This is a genomic window from Bacillus sp. FSL K6-3312 (assembly GCF_038007485.1).
Classification (GTDB): domain Bacteria; phylum Bacillota; class Bacilli; order Bacillales; family Bacillaceae; genus Bacillus; species Bacillus pumilus.
In genome coordinates, this window is the sequence record NZ_JBBOXI010000001.1 from 1,536,335 (window position 1) to 1,556,986 (window position 20,652).

Genomic DNA, 20,652 nt, shown 5'->3' on the forward strand with positions numbered 1-20,652 from the left:
AATGTTTGATAAAATAAGTGCTATTTTGGTTCCAATTGCTGGGAGATTGAACAACAACCGCTATTTAGGCGTATTACGGGATGCCTTTATGCTTGCGTTCCCGCTCACCATTTTTGGTTCCATTATGGTTGTGCTAATGAATTTGCCATTTTTAGATAAAATCATGAGTCAAACCGCACTGGAAGGCGTCCAGTCTGCACTGAATATCGCGCCAAGTGCGACCATCAGCATTATGAGTGTGTTTGTTGTATTTGGGATTGGCTACTATTTATCGAAAAGCTATGATGTGGAAGCTGTATTTGGCGGCGTGATTGCATTAGCCTCTTTCTTACTTCTGACGCCATTTTTACTAGAACAAGAAGGCGGTGCATCTATTGCAGGCGTAATACCAGTCGATCGTTTAGGAGCAAAGGGGATGTTCCTTGGAATGATCACAGGCTTTTTGTCTGCTGAAATTTATCGTTATTTTGTCCAAAAGAAATTTGTCATCAATATGCCGCAGGGGGTTCCGCCAGCTGTTGCTAAGTCTTTTGCTGCACTGATCCCGGCTACTTTGACACTCACAGCCTTTTTACTGATCAATATCATCATTACACAAGGCTTCAAAACAAACATGCATGACTTGATTTATCATGCGATTCAGGCACCGCTTGTCGGACTTGGAAGCGGTATCATTCCGACCTTGATCGCTGTTTTCTTTATACAAATTCTTTGGTTCTTTGGGCTTCACGGCCAAATTATTATCAACTCTGTTATGGACCCCATTTGGAATACGTTGTCCATTCAAAACCTAGAGAGCTATACAAAAACTGGTGAGGTTCCGAATATCATCAGTAAGCAGTTTATCGAAATTTATACGGTTGGCATGGGCGGAACCGGTATGACGCTGGCTGTTGTGTTTACGATTTTAATTTTCCTGAAAAGTAAGCAATTAAAACAAGTAGCAAAGCTCGGCTTAGGACCAGGATTATTTAACGTCAATGAACCGATTATCTTCGGTTTACCGATTGTCATGAACCCGCTTATTCTCATTCCATGGATTTTGGCGCCAATGGTTATTACATGTATTTCTTATTTTGCGATGGCATCGGGCATTGTACCTCCGCCGACTGGCGTGAATATTCCCTGGACGGTGCCGATCTTTATTAGCGGAATAATGGCAACCAATTCACTGGCGGGCGGCCTGCTTCAGCTGTTTAACCTGATGATCGTGTTTGTCATTTGGTTCCCGTTCCTGAAATTTATTGACCGTATGAATGTGAAAAATGAAAAAATAACCACAACGGAAAAAACAAAAACAACCAACATCAAAGGTGAAGGAGACTCAATACATGTCGATGGAAAATAACAAGCAATCATATACATTTCCAGAAGGTTTCTGGTGGGGATCTTCTGCCTCTGCCGCGCAAACAGAAGGCAGCGTCCCTGGTGATGGAAAAGGACCGAATATTTGGGATCATTGGTTTGAGCAAGAGCCGACTCGTTTTTTTGATGGCGTAGGACCGAACGTGACATCCCAATTTTACCGAAAATATAAAGAGGATATTCGTCTGATGAAAGAAATTGGGCACAATTCATTCCGGTTATCCATTTCCTGGTCACGTCTTTTGCCTGAAGGGAAAGGTGCGGTCAATGAGGAAGCAGTATCTTTTTACAATGATGTGATCAACGAACTGATTGCACATGATATTGAGCCGTTTGTGAACCTGTACCATTTCGATATGCCAATGGCTCTACAGGAAAAAGGCGGCTGGGTCAACAGACAGGTAGTAGATGATTATGTGAGCTATGCGGAATTATGCTTTCAATTATTTGGCGACCGTGTGAAAAAATGGTTTACCCATAATGAACCGATCGTTCCTGTAGAAGGCGGATATATGTATAGTTTTCATTATCCAAACGAAGTCGATTTCCAAAAGGCTGTGCAGGTTGGTTATCATGAACTTCTATCAAATGCGAAGGCGATTGCGGCTTATAAAAAACTGCAGCAAGGCGGGAAGATTGGCATCATCCTCAATCTTACCCCATCTTATCCGAGAAGCCAGAATCCGTGCGATGTAGAAGCAGCTGAGATGGCGGATGCTTTCTTTAACCGTTCCTTCCTAGATCCTGCGGTGAAGGGGCATTTCCCAGAGAAACTAGTAGAGGTGTTAAAGAAAGAAGGCTTTATGCCGAGTATGCAAGAAGGAGACCTTGAGCTCATTCAAGAGAATACCGTCGACCTCCTTGGAATCAACTATTATCAGCCAAGAAGAGTGAAAGCGAAAGAGCATATGCCGCATCCAAATGCACCATTTATGCCAAATCATTATTTTGATGCGTTTGACATGCCGGGAAGAAAAATGAATGTGTATCGCGGCTGGGAAATCTATGAAAAAGGCATTTATGATATATTGAAAAAAGTCCAAACAGACTATGATAATATTGAATGCTTTATTTCTGAAAATGGAATGGGTGTCGAAGGAGAAGAGCGGTTTAAGGATGAAGAAGGAATGATTCATGACGATTACCGCATTGACTTTATTTCTGAGCATCTTAAATGGGTGCATCAAGCCATTCAAGAAGGAAGTAATGTAAAAGGCTATCATCTGTGGACGTTTATGGATAACTGGTCATGGTCGAATGCCTATAAGAATCGCTATGGATTTGTCTCAGTTGATCTTCAAGAAGACGGAAAACGTACGATTAAGAAAAGCGGATACTGGTTTCAATCGGTATCAGAAAATAACGGTTTTTAATCAAAATACTTGCTCTTTCCTTGAAAAGGGCAAGTATTTTTCTTATGTGACGGTAAGTGGATGAAACAAAAATGGCTCGTACCTTTTAAGCTCACTAGGCTTAGTGTAGAATGAGAGGAAGCTATGAAAAAACAAGTCAGTTGGTGGTGTGAGATGAAAAAGTACGAACTCATTTCAGAAGAAATCAGAAAACGAATAGGAACAGCATATTATCCAGAAGATCAACCCATTCCAGATGAAAACTCGCTTGCCGCTGAATTTCAATGCAGCCGAATGACGATGAAGCGTGCGCTCGATCTTCTCGTAGCAGAAGGTCTGCTCTTTAGAAAAAGAGGTCACGGTACATTTATTGTGAAGGCAGCGCTCAATCAAGGGGCAATCAATGTGTCAGGACATGAAAATAAAGGGTTCACAAAAGTCATGGCGGATAAAAACGTCACGACTCAAATCATTCACTTTGATGTCCATTTTCCAAGCAAAGAGGTGGCAGCCCACCTATCCATAGACTCCACCACACCCATTTATGACATCATCCGTCTCCGTCTTGTGGACGAGGAGCCATATGTATTAGAAAAAACGTTTATGCCCGTCAATCTCATTAAGGGAATAGATGAAGAGGTTCTATTGGGATCAATCTATGGCTACATATCAAATGATTTGAATTTAAAAGTGGCAGGAGCGCATAAGAAAATTAGAGCAGCTAAATCAGACGAGCTGGACCAGCAATATTTAGGCTGTGACCCAACGGATCCTGTGCTAGAAGTCGAGCAGGTTGCTTATTTAAACACAGGCCGGCCGTTTGAGTACTCCTTTAGTCATCACCGCTATGATAAGTTCGACTTTTCAACGGTTGAAATTACAAAAACAGGACGTTAAAAAAAGAGCAGAACCCCCAAGGGAGACTGCTCTTTTTTATATCATTTTATATATTCCACCAATGATACCCGTCTTTTTCTAGAAGCTCATCTGCTTCTTTCGGTCCCATAGAACCAGCAGGATAATTTGGTTTTAATGTTTTGTTTTCTGCCCATTTCTCAGAAATCGGATCCACAAAGTTCCAAGAAAGCGCCACTTCATCCCAGTGAGCAAAGTTCGTAGCATCGCCTAGCAAGCAGTCATGAATCAGCTTTTCATAGGCTTCGGGTGTATTCATGATGTCGTTATAGTTTGTTTGGTAGTCGAGCTTAATCGGTTTTGCAAATGTACCGCCATCAAGCTTACGAGCGTTCAGGTGAAGGGTAATACCTTCATCTGGCTGAATGTGAATGACGAGTAAGTTTGGATGCATGGAATTTCCGTTACCATAGTACAGGTTCATTGGAATGTCTTTAAATTGAACAACGATCTGAGTAGATTTCTTTTCTAAACGTTTTCCAGTACGAATGTAAAATGGCACGCCGGCCCATCTAAAGTTATCAATGAGCAGCTTCCCTGCAACGAATGTTTCCGTGTTTGAGTTCAGGTCAACATTTTGCTCTTCAAGATACGAAGGAACCATGCCGCCAGCAACCGTACCAGCATCATACTGTCCGCGGACAAAGAATTGATCGACCTCATCTTTAGAGAAAGGACGAAGAGCGCGTAATGCTTTCCGTTTTTCACTGCGGATTTCCTCTGTATTCAGCTTAATTGGCGGCTCCATTGCTAAAAGTGCAACCATTTGAAGCATATGGTTTTGGACCATATCTCTTAGTGCACCTGAACTTTCGTAATAACGGGCCCGGTCTTCAACCCCTAACGATTCACTAGATGTAATTTGAATGTTTGAGATATATCGGTTTGTCCAAAGTGGTTCAAAGATGGCATTTGCAAAACGGATGACCTCAATGTTTTGAACCATTTGTTTACCGAGATAGTGGTCAATACGATAAATTTGATCTTCAGAGAATGCATCTCGAATTTCTTCATTTAACTTTTTCGCACTTGGCAAGTCATGGCCAAATGGTTTTTCGATGACAAGTCTTGACCAGCCAGTTGTTTTTGATACACCTTCACTTTTTAGGAACTTTGCAATCGTTCCGAAGAATTCCGGTGCCATCGCTAAATAGAACATCCGGTTGTTTGGGATACTGTACGTATCTTCAAGGCCTGCTAGAAGCGTGTTAAGCGATTGATAGGAAGCAGGGCTTGATACGTCAAAGTCGTGATAATAAAAATGTGAACTGAATTCCTCTATTTTCGCTTCTGCATCATCAGAAGAAACAGATTCTTTCACCACAGCTCTTAGATCCTCATGAGACCACGGACGGCGTCCAACACCCACGACGGCGAATTGATCACCAAGTTTTCCGCTATGATAAAGTCTATGTATAGAAGGGTAGAGCTTGCGTTTGGCAAGATCTCCTGTTGCGCCAAAAATGACAATGACTGCTTTTGGATTGTTAGTTTCTGTATTCACGAAAAGTACCTCACTTTATTCGTAGCATTGTTGTAAAAACCGAGAATGTATGTACATTTTCTTTATTTTAAAGGTTCATTGTTCGTAAAGCAAACATTTGATTCGACTTTTTCTGCTCTCGTTTGACTTTTTTCGAAAATTCCGCTGAATTCACATTTACCTTCTCTTCATGTATTCTATATGAATGAAGATATTGTATACCGGCTTTAGGAGGAAAAGTAATGGAACTGCTCTTTTTAGGAACTGGTGCAGGCATTCCTGCAAAAACTAGAAACGTCACTTGCACTGCGCTAAAGCTTTTAGAAGAAAGAAAAGCAGTGTGGCTTTTTGATTGCGGAGAAGCGACGCAGCATCAAATATTACATACAACGATTAAACCGAGAAAGATTGAGAAAATATTTATCACTCATATGCATGGTGATCATGTATACGGTCTCCCAGGACTGCTTGGCAGCAGATCCTTTCAAGGTGGAGAGGATGAACTAACGATCTATGGACCTAAGGGCATCAAAGCGTTTGTGAACGCAGCACTTTCAGCTACACAAACGCATTTGACATATCCGCTGCATATCATAGAGATAGATGAAGGGATCGTATTTGAAGATGATACCTTTCAAGTAGAAGCAAGACGAGTATCTCACGGTATTCCAGCTTACGGCTATCGGGTAGTGGAAAAAGATGTACCAGGTGCATTAAAAGCCGAAGACCTAAAAGAAATCGGTGTAAAACCTGGACCTTTGTATCAGAAGTTGAAAAATGGGGAAACCGTGACACTCGAAGATGGAAGAATCATTGATGGAACCGATTATTTGGAACCCCCTAAAAAAGGGAGGATCGTTGCATTTTCAGGAGATACCCGTTTATGCGAGAATATAACAAGGCTTGCCAAGGATGCGGATGTGTTAGTCCATGAAGCAACATTCGGTAAAGAAGATGCTGATCTAGCCTACAATTATTATCACAGCACGACAGAGCAAGCAGCGAAAACAGCGCAGGAAGCAGGCGCAAAAAGATTAATTTTGACCCATATTAGTGCACGTTACCAAGGAGAAGAGGCACTGAAACAACTATTGAAAGAAGCCCGCGATATATTCCCGCTGACAGAAGCTGCACAGGATTTCTCTTCTTTTTCCATTGACCGCACCCTGTAAAAATTGGATGAATCGTCAAAAAAAGTTGTGCGATTTTTTTGATATTTATAATGACTCTCTTTTTCAGGTAGTGGTAAAATGGTGAAGAAAAAACAAATGACGAATGAAACTATGAAGAATACGGGAGGCACAATCAAAGATGAGCGGTTTTACAGCGTTAAGTGAAGCAGAATTAAATGACCTATATGCAGCACTACAAAATGAGTACGAAGCTTATAAAAGTAAAAACTTACACTTAGACATGTCTAGAGGAAAACCTTCACCAAAACAGCTCGATTTGTCTATGGGTATGCTCGATGTTGTGACATCAAAGGATGCGATGACGGCTGAAGATGGCACAGATGTGCGTAACTATGGCGGTTTGACAGGGCTTCCTGAAACGAAGACATTTTTTGCAGATGTGCTCAATCTGAAACCAGAACAAATCATCATCGGCGGTAATTCCAGCCTTAATATGATGCACGATACGATTGCCCGTGCCATGACCCACGGCGTATATGACAGCAAAACACCTTGGGGAAAGCTGCCAAAGGTAAAATTCCTTGCACCAAGCCCGGGATATGACCGTCACTTTTCCATTTGTGAGCTATTTAACATAGAGATGATCACGGTAGATATGAAGGCTGATGGACCTGATATGGATCAGGTCGAAAAATTGGTCGCAGAGGATGAAGCGATTAAAGGCATTTGGTGTGTACCAAAATATAGCAACCCAGATGGCATTACGTATTCAGATGAGGTGGTTAACCGCCTTGCTTCGATGAAAACAAAAGCAGACGACTTCCGCATTTTTTGGGATGATGCATACGCAGTCCATCACCTAGCTGATACGCCTGATACGTTAAAAGATATTTTTCAAGCAGTAGAGGAAGCAGGGCACCCAAATCGTGTGTTTATGTTTGCGTCTACTTCTAAAATTACATTCCCAGGCTCAGGTATTGCACTCATGGCATCTAGCCCGGATAATGTGAGCTTTACTCAAAAACAATTATCGATTCAAACGATTGGACCAGACAAAATCAATCAATTAAGACACCTTCGTTTCTTCAAGAATCCAGAAGGCTTGAAGGAACATATGAGAAAACATGCTGCGATCATTAAGCCAAAGTTTGACCTCGTTCTTTCTATTCTTGATGAAACACTTGGCGGGAAAGACATTGCAGAATGGCACAAGCCAAATGGCGGATATTTTATTAGTTTAAATACGCTTGATCATTGTGCAAAAGCTGTTGTGCAAAAGGCAAAAGAAGCTGGTGTGACCATGACAGGTGCAGGCGCGACTTATCCTTATGGAAAAGACCCGCTTGATCGTAACATTCGCATTGCGCCAACGTTCCCATCACTAGAAGAACTAGAGCAAGCGATTGACATCTTTACATTATGTGTTCAGCTTGTCAGCATTGAAAAGCTGCTGTCTAAAAAAAGTCAGTCAGCTCCAACGGCATAAAGAAAAAACTCCTTGACGCGTCACTAGTCAAGGAGTTTTTGTTTTTAATTGGCTGTTTGATAATAGGAAACAGGTTGTTTCGCTGCGCACCATACATCATAGATCGCAAGCTGTACAATATGCGGTTCATCATGATGAATATAGTGCGAGCTGTTCTGCGCTTGAATCCATCCACTTTGAGATGACAAAGACAGCATCCGTTTATGAAGTCTGAGCCATGCCTCGTGTGCTGGGTGAAACAATCGGCTCTTACCTGATGAAATGACAAGGAGCGGCATCATCCCATAATGGGTTTGTTCCTCTTTTATTGTGCTTAGCATTTGTTGAAAGTTCTCATGCGTACATTCTGCTGTAAATTGCGCCATATATGAAGTCCGTTCTTCCTTTGATAAAAGCGGGAGGATGACCTGTTCTTGCTCCTCACTTGCCGGGTCTAACAGCACCATGCCAATGACGTCATCTCCTCTGCGGCTTGCCCATAACCGGCTGACAAGAGAGCCAAATGAGTGAGCCACAATGAGAAAGGGCGGCTGAATATTGGCTTCTTCTAGCAGCGCATCTAAATCATCTGCAAGATCATGCAATGTTCTTCCTTCACTGCTGTCACTGCTTTTTCCGTTTCCTAATCGATCATATAAGAAAACCCCAAGCTCAGGATCAATATCACGGGCCATATTCGACCACGTATCACCCGAAATGCCGTAGCCTGCTTCAAAGATAATGGTGGCTTGCCTTTTGCCTTGACGATGTTTTGTATAAAAATGATGTCCATCTATATGATACATTCTTTCAATCATTGCCGAGTTCATTCTTCCATCTCCTCTAAGTGGTTCTTTAGCTAAAAGACGGCACAAAAGGCAGATATGTTTCTCTTAAAAACAAAAAAGATGCCTATTTCAAAAAATAGACACCTTTTTCCTATGCATTTTTACCAAGCGCGGTCATATTGACGCGGGCCTTCGATGGATGTACGAAGCTCTTCAGCAGCTGTTTTTGGAAAGTATGGATCCCGTAAAAATTCTCTGCCTATAAAAATTAAGTCTGCACGCTGATTTCGTAAAATCTCCTCTGCCTGTACACCAGATGTGATCAGACCGACAGCACCTGTTTGAATACCGGCACCTTCTTTGATTTTTTCTGCGAAGGTCACTTGGTAGCCAGGGAATGTGCTGATTTTCGCCTGTATGACAGCGCCTGAGCTGACATCGATTAAGTCGACACCTTGTTCCTTCAGCCATGTAGCAATGCCAATGTAATCGGCAATATCAAGTCCTTTTGTCGTGTAGTCAGAGGCAGACACACGGACAAATAATGGTCCTTCCCATACTTCATTGACTGCATCGACGACTTCTCTTAAGAAACGATAACGGTTCTCTGGTGAACCGCCATAGTCGTCTGTTCGGTGGTTCGCCAGCGGTGAAAGAAATTCATTGATCAAATAGCCATGCGCCCCATGAATTTCAATGATGTCAAAGCCGGCCTTTTTTGCCCGGACAGCTGCATCCTGAAACGCCTGAACGGTATCTTTGATTTGATCGACGGACATCTGGGCAGGGATTTTAGACTGTTCGTCAAATGGAATGCTAGATGGTGCCAGGATGTCACCATCTAGTTCAGCTTTACGTCCTGCATGAGCCAGCTGGATGGCTGTCTTGGTTCCGTATGCTTTGATTTGTTCGTTTAATGAAGCGAAGCCTTCAATGTGCTCATCACTCCAAATCCCGAGATCTTGATCACTAATTCTTCCCTCAGGGGAAACGGCACTTGCCTCCACCATGATCAGGCCAGCTTGACCTTGTGCACGGGAAATATAATGTGTAAAGTGGAAAGGCTGTAATTTCCCATCACGATCATAGGATGAATACATACACATCGGGGACATCACGATGCGGTTTTTCAGCGTAACACCTTTTAATGTCCATGGTGAAAAGAGTTTTGTTTCCAAATACCTTCGCCTCCTCATAGAATTGTATAGCCGATTATAACAGCCATTCAAACTTTCGTCATAAAAGGTGCTCAAAGAATATAGCTTTTATACACGTTTTTGTATAATGGAGAAAATAGAGAAAGCAAAGGGGGAGAACGAATGAAATGGCAAACAGAGAGTGAACGAAAGGAACTGCTCACTGCTCTTATGCAGTATGAAAGCATATCGGGTACAACTGGAGAAGTGGCGTTAGCTGAATATTTATATTATTTACTGAGGGAGCGGCCTTATTACAAGCAGAACCCTGACCATTTGGCTTTGCATCCGATGAAAGATGGCCGGTATTATTTAACGGCGCTTGTAAAGCGCAGTTCGCTTTCTCGTACCGTTTTGCTGCTTAGTCATTTCGATGTCGTCGATACAGAAGATTACGGTGAATTTCAAAACATGGCATGCAAGCCTGAAGAGTTAATGGCATCATTTTCTCAAAAAAGTGCGCTTCTCCCAAAAAGAGCAAGAGAAGATCTAGCTTCAGGTGACTGGTTATTCGGAAGAGGTGCCATGGATATGAAGGCAGGTCTTACTGTACAGCTGTCTATGCTTGAAAGAGCGATGACAGAGACATTTGATGGAAATGTCCTACTCATCACAGTCCCGGATGAAGAAGTGAATTCTCAAGGAATGCTTGAAGCTGTTCCAAAACTAAAGGAGCTTAAGGAAAAGCATGACCTCGACTATACCGCGTGCTTAAACAGTGAGCCTATGTTTGAAAAGTATCCAGGTGATGAACATTATTATATGTATACAGGCAGTATAGGAAAGGTGCTGGCTGGATTTTTGTGCAAAGGAATTGAAACACATGTAGGAGAGCCGTTCTCAGGCTTAAATGCGAATTTCATGGTATCTGAATTAAATCGGCTGTTAGAGCTGAATAGTGATTATTGTGAGAAAGTAGATGGTGAAGTCACGCCGCCCCCAACCAACTTAATGCAAAAGGATTTAAAAGAAGCCTATTCCGTTCAAACACCTCACACAGCTGTTTCTTTATTTAATGTGCTGATGATGAATCGTTCAAGTGAAGAACTGCACGGGCTTCTTTATGACACGGCGAAACAAGCAGCAGATCAAATTGAAGCTGATCTTAAACAAAAAACAGCAGAATTTCAGCGCTTTAAACCTTTTACACCAATTGATACGAGGATTACCGTTCTCACGTATCATGAGCTGTATCAAAAAGCTGCTGAACGCTCAGGTAAACAGGAGGTTGAACGTATTGTGAACTATGCGTTCGCCAATCGAGGTGAGCTTGGAGATCGTGATTTTTCAACCAAAATCGTCTCTGAGCTGACGACGCTTTGCAAGGAAGAAGGGCCGCTCATTGTTCTATTTTATAGTCCGCCATTTTATCCAGCCGTTTCCTCAACGGAAGATCCGCATATCCAAGCAACTTTAAAGAGGATTCAAATAGAAGCAAAGAAGAGTTATGGACTTGAAATAGAAGAAGTGAAATATTTTCCGGGATTGTCTGATTTAAGTTACTTACAGCTCGAAAAACAGGACGTAGGGCATTACACGACCAATATGCCGCTTTACCAGAAAGGCTATTCTTTACCAGAAGGAGAAAAGGAAGCACTTTACGTTCCAGTCATCAACGTGGGTCCATTAGGAAAGGACCCGCACAAATGGACAGAGCGCCTGCACATTCCGTTCTCATTCGGCATTTTGCCAGAATTACTAGAATCAGCGATTCATGCTTTGTTAGAGAAAAAATAAGTATATGATGAAGAGCCCTATCGTGATGATAGGGCTTTTGATTGTGAATGTGCGTGTTATATTTGCTTCGTTCTGCCAAAAGTTATATATGTAAATTGCTATCTAAAACAATAGTCCTTGCAAAAAATAGTTAAAATGATTGAAATATTCAGAAAAGTCTATTATAATCAATTGTGTAATTTAATTACAATTATCCTAATTATAAGGAGGTGATTAAGATGAAGCGTAACGAGTGGATTGCAATCTAATGAATTGAATCAGTACTTGTCGAAAGAGTGTATCGCAGAGAAGCGATTTAATCAGCTTCTCTGTGAATTTATTTGTATGTGGGTTAAAAATAGACGAAAGTTGGGTGAGAGGAATGTCAAATATGAAAAGTTATTATGAAGAGCATCCGCCTTTATGGAATTTTCTTTATCCGTTTTTTGGCCAAGCTAGCCAAGAAGGAGCACAATCTCGTGTGACAGAATTCATTCAAAAAGAACGAACATTTCAAAAAGGGAAAAATGCTTTATATTTACATATCCCTTTCTGCGATACGATTTGTTCGTTTTGTCCTTTTATCAAATCCACCAAATATGAGCCCATTATCGGAAAGTATATAGATGCTTTAATCAGTGAGATTCGTATTTTATCCCAGTCCCCTCGTATTCAAAAAATGACATTTGATGTGGTGTTCGTTGGAGGAGGAACGCCTTCCATTATGCCCCCAGAACTAATCTATCGACTTTCGACCGCCATAAAAGAAAATTTCACACTATCTTCTGATTATGAATGGACCTTTGAATGTGAAGCAAAAACAGCTACACCTGAAAGAGTGGCTGCCATGGCTGAAGGTGGAGCCAATCGAGGAAGCTTTGGTGTCCAAACATTAAATGAACATTATCGAAAAATGTTCAATTTAACGGCTAGTTTTGATCAAATCTCTCAGACTGTTGACTTAATGAAGCGTCATTTCCAATCTTATAATATTGATTTACTTTATCAGTTGCCCGGTCAAACGAAAGAAGAGATGATAGCAGACATCAATGGAGTGATGGCATTAAGAAGCACAAGTATTGATACGTATCCACTAGAATATATTGCTTGTTCAAAGGGATGGTTATCAAAAATTAATAAAGGCAAGGTGCCTATGCCGCCAAATCCTAAAGAAAAGTTTGAGTTTAGTGATACATTATACCGTCATTTAAAAACGAATGGCTGGCATCAGAATTATGTGTATACGTTTATGGCTCCAGAGCATCAGAATAAACGTTTTCAATATGGCGAAGTGATTTACGGAGGTTACGAAGATCAATATATTGGCCTAGGAACAGGAGCGATTTCCTATATGCAAGGCATGATATGGTCAAATGAAGGAAATACGCAAAAATATATTGAAAGCCTGACGAATCAAGAATTGCCTATCGTTAAATCTAGAGAATATCATGCTTTTGATAGAAGGCTCGTCTTCTTCCCTAAAACTATGAAAATAGAGAAAGCGCACATCAATCAAATGCCAAAACGTGAGGAAATCTATCGTAAACTACAATTACTTATGATGAAGGGAGTCGTTGAAGAAGCGGAGCAATATTTTGTGATAAAGGAAGAAGCAAAGCCTTGGTATCCTGCGATTTTAGTAGATCTTATACCAGAAAAAGAAAGAGAAAATTATGATCAAGCCGTAGGATTTATGCAAAAAGAGTTAGGCTGGTATGAGTCAACTGAGGTGCTCATCTAATGGTTTTAAAGAAAGAAACGACATCTCTTTTTAAAGATCAAAACTTTGTCTGTTTCTTTATTGGGCAAAACTTATCTGCTTTTGGAGATTGGTTTAGAACGATAGCGACAATTGGTTTAATTTATGAACTCACTGGAAAAGCCACCCATCTAAGCATTCTATTTATCTGTTCTATGCTTCCCCTTATCTTAACATCTATGCTTTTGAGCCCAATTATAGATAAGTTTTCTTATAAGAAAGTAGTCATCTTCGCTGATGTGGCACGTTTTATCATTGGACTAGGGTTTGTTTTTGTTGTCACAATGGATGTTACACCATTTATCCTTTATTTATTATTAGCGTTAAATGGTGCTTTCTCTGGTATATATCTGCCTGCTCGTTCATCTATGATACCTGAAATCATAGACAAAGAGCAGCTTTCTAAGGGGAATAGTTTACTCGCCACATCTTTTAGCGCATCGATGCTCATTGCGACAGGTTTAGGCGGGTTGGTGACAGAAATATGGTCCATTTCTACAATTTATTTAGTAGATGCGATGACATTTTTATTATCAGCCATGCTGTTAATTCCTATTAAAGCGAAAGAGGCATCTGAAAAAAAAGAGTATGTGTCATATGTTCAAAGCTTTAAAGAGGGGATCAAAGAAATTAAAGGATCACCCAAAATTCAAAGTGCGATATGGATATTGATGTCAAGAGAATTTGCTTTAAGTATCGTGTATGTTCTATTTAGCTTGTACATTTTAGAAGTAGCAAGAGAAGGGAATTTTGGCTTAGGGCTTGGTCATACAATTAGTGGGCTCGGGCAAATTATTGGTGGGATTACACTTGCAGCATACTTTAAAAAAGTGAAATTCTCCTTTCAGTTTTATAAAAAGTGGTCCACGTTAGCGATTATTTTGCTGGGAGTATTACATGCACTTTCTTATCAACAAACGTCTTTTATTGGATTTTTGGTTGTTGTTTTATTAGCTAATCTGTTATATAGCCCAGTCGAAGTTTTGTACTCAACAAATATCATGACCTATGCAAGCAGCCATTTAAGAGCCCGAGTTTTTTCGGTAGGTCTTGCATTATCACGTATATTTTATATTAGTGGGTTTATCATCATGGCATTTATCGGAGATTTGATTCCTATACATGTCATTGCTATAGGGATGGCAGGACTTGTGATAGTAGCAGGCTTAGTGAATAGCTTACTATTACTTAAAGGGAAGCATCAAGATAAATCCAAAGTAGAAATACATTCACTGTAAAGGAGACATTGATTACTTAATGGAAACTGGAAAATTAACAAAAACAGAAATTACTACATCGCTTCAGGAAAGTATCCGTGAACTAGAAAAGCTAGTGGAGACATGTGATGAGCACACACTAGATCAAACTTTGGGAGAGGGCAAGTGGTCGATCAAGCAACTCGTAGGGCATTTGTATGATACAGAAGAAGTCTGGTCAGAGCGGATAGAGCAGGCAATATCAAATGACCACACCCCTTTTCAATCGTATGATCCTGAAATGTATGTGAAGGAAAGAGCTTACGAAAGGTTTAACGTAAAGGAGATCAAAGCACTGATTAAACGATTGAAAGAGAGAAGAAGCAAGACACTTCATCTAATAGAAAAGGATACATGGGAGCAATCAGGTCTGCATCCTGAAGAAGGGGTGATGACAGTGCAAATATTAGCTGAAACGATCGCCTTACATGAACAACATCATCTTGATCAAATCAAAGCCATCATGTCAATGAGTGAATCATCTGCATGAGGAGGTGCTAAATAGTGAAGCATCAAGAATTGTTAATCGATGTGAATTTTTATCAGGCACGTAATTCTTTATTAGAACAAGCCATTTCTAAAAAAGAACCGAAGTGTGAAACAGGCAGTTTACATCAAGTTGCTAGTGAGAAAAAATAGATGTGTATATGTAGAAAAGCACCTGTCTTCAAAACAGGTGCTTTTCTCTATCATTTATACGTGCTTGCTGAAAACATTTCGTTTAATTCTGCTGCGCGTTTTGTTGCGGTTTTGACACAATCGACAACGGCTTCTTCAAATTGATAGGCAGCAAGTGTGTTCAGGCCGGCTTCTGTCGTTCCGCCTTCACTTGTGATTTCTTTGCGCAGTTCAGCAGGTTCTTTACCGCTGCTTTGAAGCATGTTTGCGGCGCCCGCAATCATTTGGCAGATGAGCAGCTTCGCTGTTGCTTGGTCCATCCCAAGTTCCGAAGCGCCTCGCTCCATTCCTTCAATCAAATGATAAATAAAGGCTGGGCCGCTTCCTGCAATAGCCGTAACAGCATTTAGCTGTGATTCATCTAATACCGTCACATGACCGATCGTTTCAAAAAGCTCGATTGCTTTTTTCTTTTGATCCTCTGTCACTTCTTGACTGACGGCAATGCCTGTTGCTGATTGCTGAATGGCCGCTGATGTATTTGGCATCGCACGAACCACCGCAGTCTTCTCGCCAGCATAGTGTTGAATCGTTTCAATGGAGATGCCCGCTAAAATCGAAATGATCAGCTGTCCTTGTAAATGAGGCCGCACTTCAGATATCCCGCTTTCCGCATCTTTCGGTTTTAAAGCAAATACGAGAATATCCGCTTCTTCATAAATAAAAGAACGAGAGAAATCCGTTTTGACCCCATAACGCACCTTTAATTCTTCTAACCGTTTTTCATTCGTTTTGTTTGTGACAATAATATCTTCATTTGACATGATGCCGCTTTTTAATAAACCTTTTATCATCGACTCTGCCATCGAGCCTGCACCGATAAATCCAATTTTACTCATAAGCTGCTCCTCCTTGTAGAAAATAAAAAAACCTCTCGCCTGAAAAGGACGAAAGGTTTTTCGCGGTACCACCCTCAATTAGCATGCAAATATGCATACTCAGCTCTAGTCCCTTAACGCGGGAAACGTTTAGGTTTGCCTAACAGCTCAAAGGGCAGGTTCAGCAAATAAGAGGATGGTGAGGTCTTACAGCCGGTGGACCTCACTCTCTTGCATCATTATTTTGCTTACTAATCCTTGTCACCCGCGCATCTTATATTTGTTGTTCATTATGCAACGATGGACAAGTTTGTGTCAATAGGGACAGATAAAAAAATTGACCGCCTAAACCGCATGACAGTCTGCCCTTTGCAGGATACAATGAATAAAGAAGACGGAGTGACAATGAACCATGAGTCAAAAAGCAGGAGATGACATAAAAAAGTGAAAGAAGACATCATTCAATTATCCATCCCAACACCATTTGCTGTGGGGGATGTACATGCATATATTTTAAAAGGAGAAGCTGTGACCCTAGTGGACTGCGGGCCGATGACAGAAGAGGCGGAGCACGCCTTTGTCACGCAATTACAAGAGCATCGTTTATCAATTGACGATATTGATCAAGTGGTGTTGACCCATCATCATGCAGATCATGTCGGTCTTTTAAATCTGATGAAACCTCATGTCCGTGTGATCGGACATAAGTTAAATGAGCCGTATATTAGCCAGGACTCTGTGTTTAAAGAGCGTCAAATTGCTTTTACGGAACGATTTTTTCAGCAGTTAGGTGTGCCGCTTCGCCCAGGTGAGTGTGAAAGAATCGTGAAGCAATCTTATACATATTCTTGTACTGCACATGTAGATGACGTCATCAAAGAAGGCGATCGATTGAAAGGGCATGAACAGTTCTTTGTGATGGAAACACCGGGACATGCACAGTCTCATCTTTCCTTTCTAGATGAAACAACGGGCCATTTCATTGGTGGAGATCTGCTTTTGACAACCATTTCCTCAAACCCGTTAATGGAAGCGCCGTATGAAGGGGAGGAACGTCAAAAATCGCTGCTTCAATATAAAGCATCACTCAATCGATTACTTCATCTGCCGATCAAGACGATTTATCCAGGACACGGGCAGCTCATCACGTCTCATCATGAATTGATCGAAGAAAGATTTAAGAAACAAGAAAAACGGGCAAATACGATGTATCAGCTGCTCAAACGAAAAGAAATGACTGCCTTTCATCTTTGCCGCAAGCTATTTCCAGTGTTGTACGAAGAGGCCTTATTTTTAACGATGTCAGAGACAGTTGGGCAGCTGGATGTCCTCTTAGAGGCTGGACAAATTGAAGAAGTGCAAAAAGATGGAATTCTCTATTACAGGGCAAACTAAGGAGTGAAACGTATGGGGCGATTAACAGGAAAGAGAATATGGATTACAGGCGCATCTGGTGGCATTGGTGAAAAAATGGCGTATTTGGCAGCAGAAGAAGGCGCAGAGATCATTATTTCAGCAAGACGAATTGAAAAGCTGACGGGTGTAAAAGAAAAGATTATGAGTACTGGCGGGGTGTGTCGCATCGTGGAGCTAGATGTCAGTCACCTTGAGGACATTGATCGCGCATATGAAGAAGTGGGGGCTGTTGATATTTTGGTTAACAATGCCGGTTTTGGTGCGTTCGATCTCGTTGAAGATGCGTCCATTGAAGAAATGGTGTCGATGTTTGAAGTAAACGTGTTTGGTTTAATCGCTTGCACGAAAAAGGTCATTCCAGAGATGAAACAAAGAGGACATGGACATATTATCAATATTGCCTCCCAGGCAGGAAAGATAGCCACCCCGAAATCAGCCATTTATTCCGCATCCAAGCATGCCGTCCTTGGCTTTTCAAACAGCCTCAGAATGGAGCTGTCAGACATCGGCATTCACGTCACCACAGTGAATCCAGGCCCGATTGCCACTGACTTCTTTACCATCGCCGATCGCAGCGGTGAATATGTGAAGAATGTGGAATTCATGATGCTTAGTGCGGACAAGGTGGCTGGGAAGGTCGTATCCGCTATGATGACGAAAAAAAGAGAGATTAATCTGCCTGGATGGATGAACGCTGGCAGTAAATTGTATCAATTATTTCCATTTTTATTTGAAAAAGTAGCACGCAAAGCGATGATGAAAAAATAACAAAAAAGAAACCGGTTGTGAACTGGTTTCTTTTTTTTGAAGTAAGCTGCCATTGTGACCGTCTTTTTATCCCCGCCTTGCCGCTTGTTGAAGCGGGTCCCACACACTGTTAAAAGGCGGTGTATAGCTAATATCTAAATCTTCAAGATCTGTTATGGTTAGCTGTTGGTAAAGAGCAGTTGCCATCACATCGATCCGTTTATCTACACCGTTTCTTCCGATGATTTGGGCACCGAGCAAGGTGTAGTCATCACTTCTGTAAATCAGTTTGACTTTCATTTTCTGCGCATCTGGATAATATCCAGCGTGATCCGTACTGTCAATGGTGATGGTGGAAAAAGGAATGTCAGCTGCTTGTGCTTCCTTTTCTGATAAGCCCGTTCGTCCCGCTGTCACGCTCATAAATTTCATCACTGCTGTTCCAGTCACACCTTGAAACGCCCGGTTTGTTCCCGTCATATGAAAACCAGCGATTCTTCCTTGTTTATTCGCCGTTGTGCCGAGCGGGATATAATCAAGCGATTGTTTGATGCGGTGATAAGTGGCTGCGCAATCCCCGGCAGCATAGATGTCTTTTACATTGGTTTGCATGTATTCATTTACAACAATGGCGCCATTTGAAAGACGTTTGACTCCTGTTTTGTCTAAAAAAGAGGTTTGCGGGGTGACGCCGATGGCCATGATGACCATATCTGTTTTTATGGTTTGTTTGTCTGTTTGAACAGCTGTGACATGTGATTCGCCCTCTAATGTCTGCACGGTTTCCCCGAGTGTCACGTGAATGCCTTGGGCATCCGCCTCTTCTTTCAGGTGCTTTGCCATATCGGGGTCAAAGCCCGGACCAAGTGTTGAACCCCGCTGAATGATATGTACTTTTTTTCCCAGCGCTTTTAAATTTTCAGCCATCTCTAAGCCGATATATCCACCGCCAATGATCGTGACATGTGTGATATCTTGTTTTAAGTGGTCTAAAATGGACAGCGCATGCGGAATAGTTTTTAATATGTGTACGCCTTCTAGCGGCTGATTGTTTAAATTCAGTGTGACGGGGCTTGCTCCTGTCGCAATTAAGAGGCGGTCATAGCTTTCGGTAAAGGGTTCTTTTGTTTTTGTATGAGACCCTGACACCGTTTTTTGCTTTGGGTCAATGGAGGTCACTTCGTGTAGGCATCTAGCATCAATTCCGTATTTGTCGCGAAACGTTTCAGCGCTGCGTGCAATCAGCTTGCTGTGGTGATCAATGAGACCGCCGATCAAGTAGGGGAGGCCGCACTGTCCATATGAGAAAATCTCTCCTTTTTCAAAAGCGACAATATGTGCATCTGGGTCCTCTCGATATATTTGCATAGCACAGCTCATTCCTGCTGCATCTCCGCCAATTATCACATATTTCATTTGGTGTGCTCCCTTCTATTTATCGAACTGAATACTCTTATTTACCCTCATTTTCCTTTTTTTAATGCTTTTTTTCGCAAAAGAAGCAAACTTTAGTGGAAAAATAAAGACAGCGCCTTCATTTTAAGCTACAATCGGATTATCGTCTTTTTGGTTACGAGTTTAGTGAAGATTGGTGGGAAAGACTTTGAGTGACACTCGACTAGATTTTAATACTTTATATACACGTCATACAAGAGAGGCTTGGTCTGCTCTTGGAGAATATATGCCGGTATCTGTTTCAGAAGAGGAAGCAAGAGCACTTCAAGGATTAAATGACTATTTATCTCTTGAAGAAGTTCAAGATATTTACATACCACTTATTCGTTTTCTGACATTGCATGTCTTTGCAGAAAAACAAAAAAATCAGCATGTGAATGCCTTTTTAAACTACCCGCATCATGCGAAAATTCCTTTCCTAATTGGGATTGCTGGAAGTGTGGCTGTCGGGAAAAGCACAACGGCCCGTATCATCGAAACGCTTTTATCGAGGCTTGGAGATGGGCTGAAAGTGAGTCTTGTGACAACGGATGGCTTTTTGTATCCTCAAAAAGAATTAAAGGATCGAGGACTCATGGAAAAGAAAGGCTTCCCAGAAAGCTATGATGTCAAAGCCTTGTTGTCTTTTTTAAATGAATTAAAATCAGGTAAGCAAACTGTGCATGCCCCGGTATATTCGCATCTGACCTATGACCGGCTTGAAGGGGTGTATGAAACGGTGGAGGATGCCGATATTGTTATTATTGAAGGAATCAATGTGCTGCAATCCCCAGCGCTGGATGATCTGAAGGATGAACCGCGTGTGTTTGTATCAGATTTCTTTGATTTTTCAATTTATGTAGATGCTGCTGAAACGCAAATTCAATCATGGTATAAAGAACGGTTCCGTTTGCTGAGGGAAACAGCTTTTCAAGATCCTGAATCCTTCTTTCATCAATACAAAGATTTGACGGATGAAGAGGCAGATTACATGGCAAGCACAATTTGGAATACCGTCAATCGCCCTAATTTATATCAAAATATTTTACCGACAAAATATCGAGCTGATCTCATTTTGAAAAAAGGTGATCAGCATAAGGTGGAAGAGATTGCTATCCGCCGAGTTTAAAG

Annotated in this window: 18 protein-coding genes and 1 other annotated feature; of the genes, 13 read left to right on the top strand and 5 right to left on the bottom strand. The window is 41.4% G+C overall.

All coding sequences use genetic code 11. The features are described 5' to 3' along the window. Position 1 precedes the first annotated feature (1 nt). From celB to MHI11_RS07830, 3 genes are all read left to right on the top strand, one after another. Positions 2 to 1,348 carry a PTS cellobiose transporter subunit IIC gene (gene celB, locus MHI11_RS07820; RefSeq protein ID WP_003216035.1) on the top strand — a complete coding sequence of 449 codons (1,347 nt, stop codon included), beginning with the start codon at positions 2 to 4 and terminating at the stop codon, positions 1,346 to 1,348. Then, the gene (locus MHI11_RS07825; protein WP_044141031.1) at positions 1,332 to 2,738 is read left to right on the top strand and encodes a glycoside hydrolase family 1 protein; all 1,407 of its coding nucleotides are present in this window, start codon (positions 1,332 to 1,334) and stop codon (positions 2,736 to 2,738) included. The genes celB and MHI11_RS07825 overlap by 17 nt, the downstream gene beginning before the upstream one ends. Before the next feature lie 153 nt (positions 2,739 to 2,891). Beyond that, complete coding sequence (locus MHI11_RS07830) at positions 2,892 to 3,614, top strand: GntR family transcriptional regulator (protein WP_003215808.1); 723 nt, start codon at positions 2,892 to 2,894, stop codon at positions 3,612 to 3,614. Positions 3,615 to 3,660: 46 nt separating this feature from the next. Here the strand turns inward: MHI11_RS07830 and zwf are convergent, their stop codons facing one another. Then, positions 3,661 to 5,136 (bottom strand): glucose-6-phosphate dehydrogenase, encoded by a 1,476-nt coding sequence (gene zwf, locus MHI11_RS07835; protein ID WP_044141032.1) that lies wholly within the window; start codon positions 5,134 to 5,136, stop codon positions 3,661 to 3,663. Positions 5,137 to 5,357: 221 nt separating this feature from the next. On the opposite strand from zwf, the gene rnz reads away from it, so the two are divergent. Then, on the top strand, positions 5,358 to 6,287 hold the full coding sequence (rnz, locus tag MHI11_RS07840; protein WP_044141033.1) for a ribonuclease Z: 930 nt from the start codon (positions 5,358 to 5,360) through the stop codon (positions 6,285 to 6,287). Positions 6,288 to 6,426: 139 nt separating this feature from the next. Then, positions 6,427 to 7,734 carry an aminotransferase class I/II-fold pyridoxal phosphate-dependent enzyme gene (locus MHI11_RS07845; RefSeq protein ID WP_044141034.1) on the top strand — a complete coding sequence of 436 codons (1,308 nt, stop codon included), beginning with the start codon at positions 6,427 to 6,429 and terminating at the stop codon, positions 7,732 to 7,734. Positions 7,735 to 7,778: 44 nt separating this feature from the next. Here the strand turns inward: MHI11_RS07845 and MHI11_RS07850 are convergent, their stop codons facing one another. Both MHI11_RS07850 and namA read right to left on the bottom strand, forming a co-directional pair. After that, positions 7,779 to 8,543 carry an alpha/beta fold hydrolase gene (locus tag MHI11_RS07850; RefSeq protein ID WP_044141035.1) on the bottom strand — a complete coding sequence of 255 codons (765 nt, stop codon included), beginning with the start codon at positions 8,541 to 8,543 and terminating at the stop codon, positions 7,779 to 7,781. Between the two features lie 119 nt (positions 8,544 to 8,662). After that, positions 8,663 to 9,679 carry an NADPH dehydrogenase NamA gene (namA, locus tag MHI11_RS07855; RefSeq protein ID WP_106067121.1) on the bottom strand — a complete coding sequence of 339 codons (1,017 nt, stop codon included), beginning with the start codon at positions 9,677 to 9,679 and terminating at the stop codon, positions 8,663 to 8,665. A gap of 141 nt (positions 9,680 to 9,820) precedes the next feature. Here namA and MHI11_RS07860 point away from each other — a divergent pair, with 141 nt between their 5' ends. The 5 genes from MHI11_RS07860 to MHI11_RS07880 all read left to right on the top strand — a co-directional run bounded on the left by MHI11_RS07860 (position 9,821) and on the right by MHI11_RS07880 (position 15,067). Beyond that, complete coding sequence (locus MHI11_RS07860) at positions 9,821 to 11,434, top strand: M20/M25/M40 family metallo-hydrolase (RefSeq protein ID WP_044141037.1); 1,614 nt, start codon at positions 9,821 to 9,823, stop codon at positions 11,432 to 11,434. A 370-nt stretch (positions 11,435 to 11,804) separates the two neighbouring features. Next, on the top strand, positions 11,805 to 13,154 hold the full coding sequence (locus tag MHI11_RS07865) for a coproporphyrinogen-III oxidase family protein (RefSeq protein ID WP_044141038.1): 1,350 nt from the start codon (positions 11,805 to 11,807) through the stop codon (positions 13,152 to 13,154). Beyond that, a complete protein-coding gene (locus MHI11_RS07870; RefSeq protein ID WP_044141039.1) occupies positions 13,154 to 14,410 on the top strand; it encodes an MFS transporter in 1,257 nt (418 codons plus the stop codon). The genes MHI11_RS07865 and MHI11_RS07870 overlap by 1 nt, the downstream gene beginning before the upstream one ends. A gap of 19 nt (positions 14,411 to 14,429) precedes the next feature. After that, the gene (locus MHI11_RS07875) at positions 14,430 to 14,918 is read left to right on the top strand and encodes a DinB family protein (protein ID WP_044141041.1); all 489 of its coding nucleotides are present in this window, start codon (positions 14,430 to 14,432) and stop codon (positions 14,916 to 14,918) included. A 14-nt stretch (positions 14,919 to 14,932) separates the two neighbouring features. Beyond that, positions 14,933 to 15,067, top strand: a complete 135-nt coding sequence (locus MHI11_RS07880) for a hypothetical protein (protein WP_258395125.1) — start codon at positions 14,933 to 14,935, stop codon at positions 15,065 to 15,067. Positions 15,068 to 15,117: 50 nt separating this feature from the next. On the opposite strand, the gene proC is transcribed toward MHI11_RS07880, so the two are convergent. After that, positions 15,118 to 15,945, bottom strand: a complete 828-nt coding sequence (gene proC / locus MHI11_RS07885; protein WP_044141042.1) for a pyrroline-5-carboxylate reductase — start codon at positions 15,943 to 15,945, stop codon at positions 15,118 to 15,120. A gap of 41 nt (positions 15,946 to 15,986) precedes the next feature. Then, positions 15,987 to 16,199 (bottom strand) — a binding site (T-box leader). A 169-nt stretch (positions 16,200 to 16,368) separates the two neighbouring features. Between proC and MHI11_RS07890 the strand changes: the two genes are divergently transcribed. Together MHI11_RS07890 and MHI11_RS07895 are read left to right on the top strand one after the other, a co-directional pair. Further along, entirely contained in the window at positions 16,369 to 17,319 is a 951-nt protein-coding gene (locus MHI11_RS07890; protein ID WP_111912917.1) for an MBL fold metallo-hydrolase, read from the top strand. A 12-nt stretch (positions 17,320 to 17,331) separates the two neighbouring features. Then, a complete protein-coding gene (locus MHI11_RS07895) occupies positions 17,332 to 18,108 on the top strand; it encodes an SDR family NAD(P)-dependent oxidoreductase (RefSeq protein WP_340960806.1) in 777 nt (258 codons plus the stop codon). A 66-nt stretch (positions 18,109 to 18,174) separates the two neighbouring features. Here the strand turns inward: MHI11_RS07895 and MHI11_RS07900 are convergent, their stop codons facing one another. Then, positions 18,175 to 19,503, bottom strand: coding sequence for a CoA-disulfide reductase (locus tag MHI11_RS07900; protein WP_340960807.1), 1,329 nt, complete (start codon positions 19,501 to 19,503; stop codon positions 18,175 to 18,177). Positions 19,504 to 19,690: 187 nt separating this feature from the next. On the opposite strand from MHI11_RS07900, the gene coaA reads away from it, so the two are divergent. After that, positions 19,691 to 20,650: a type I pantothenate kinase gene (gene coaA / locus MHI11_RS07905; RefSeq protein ID WP_044141046.1), complete on the top strand. Its 960-nt coding sequence runs from the start codon at positions 19,691 to 19,693 to the stop codon at positions 20,648 to 20,650. The last annotated feature ends 2 nt before the right edge of the window (positions 20,651 to 20,652 follow it).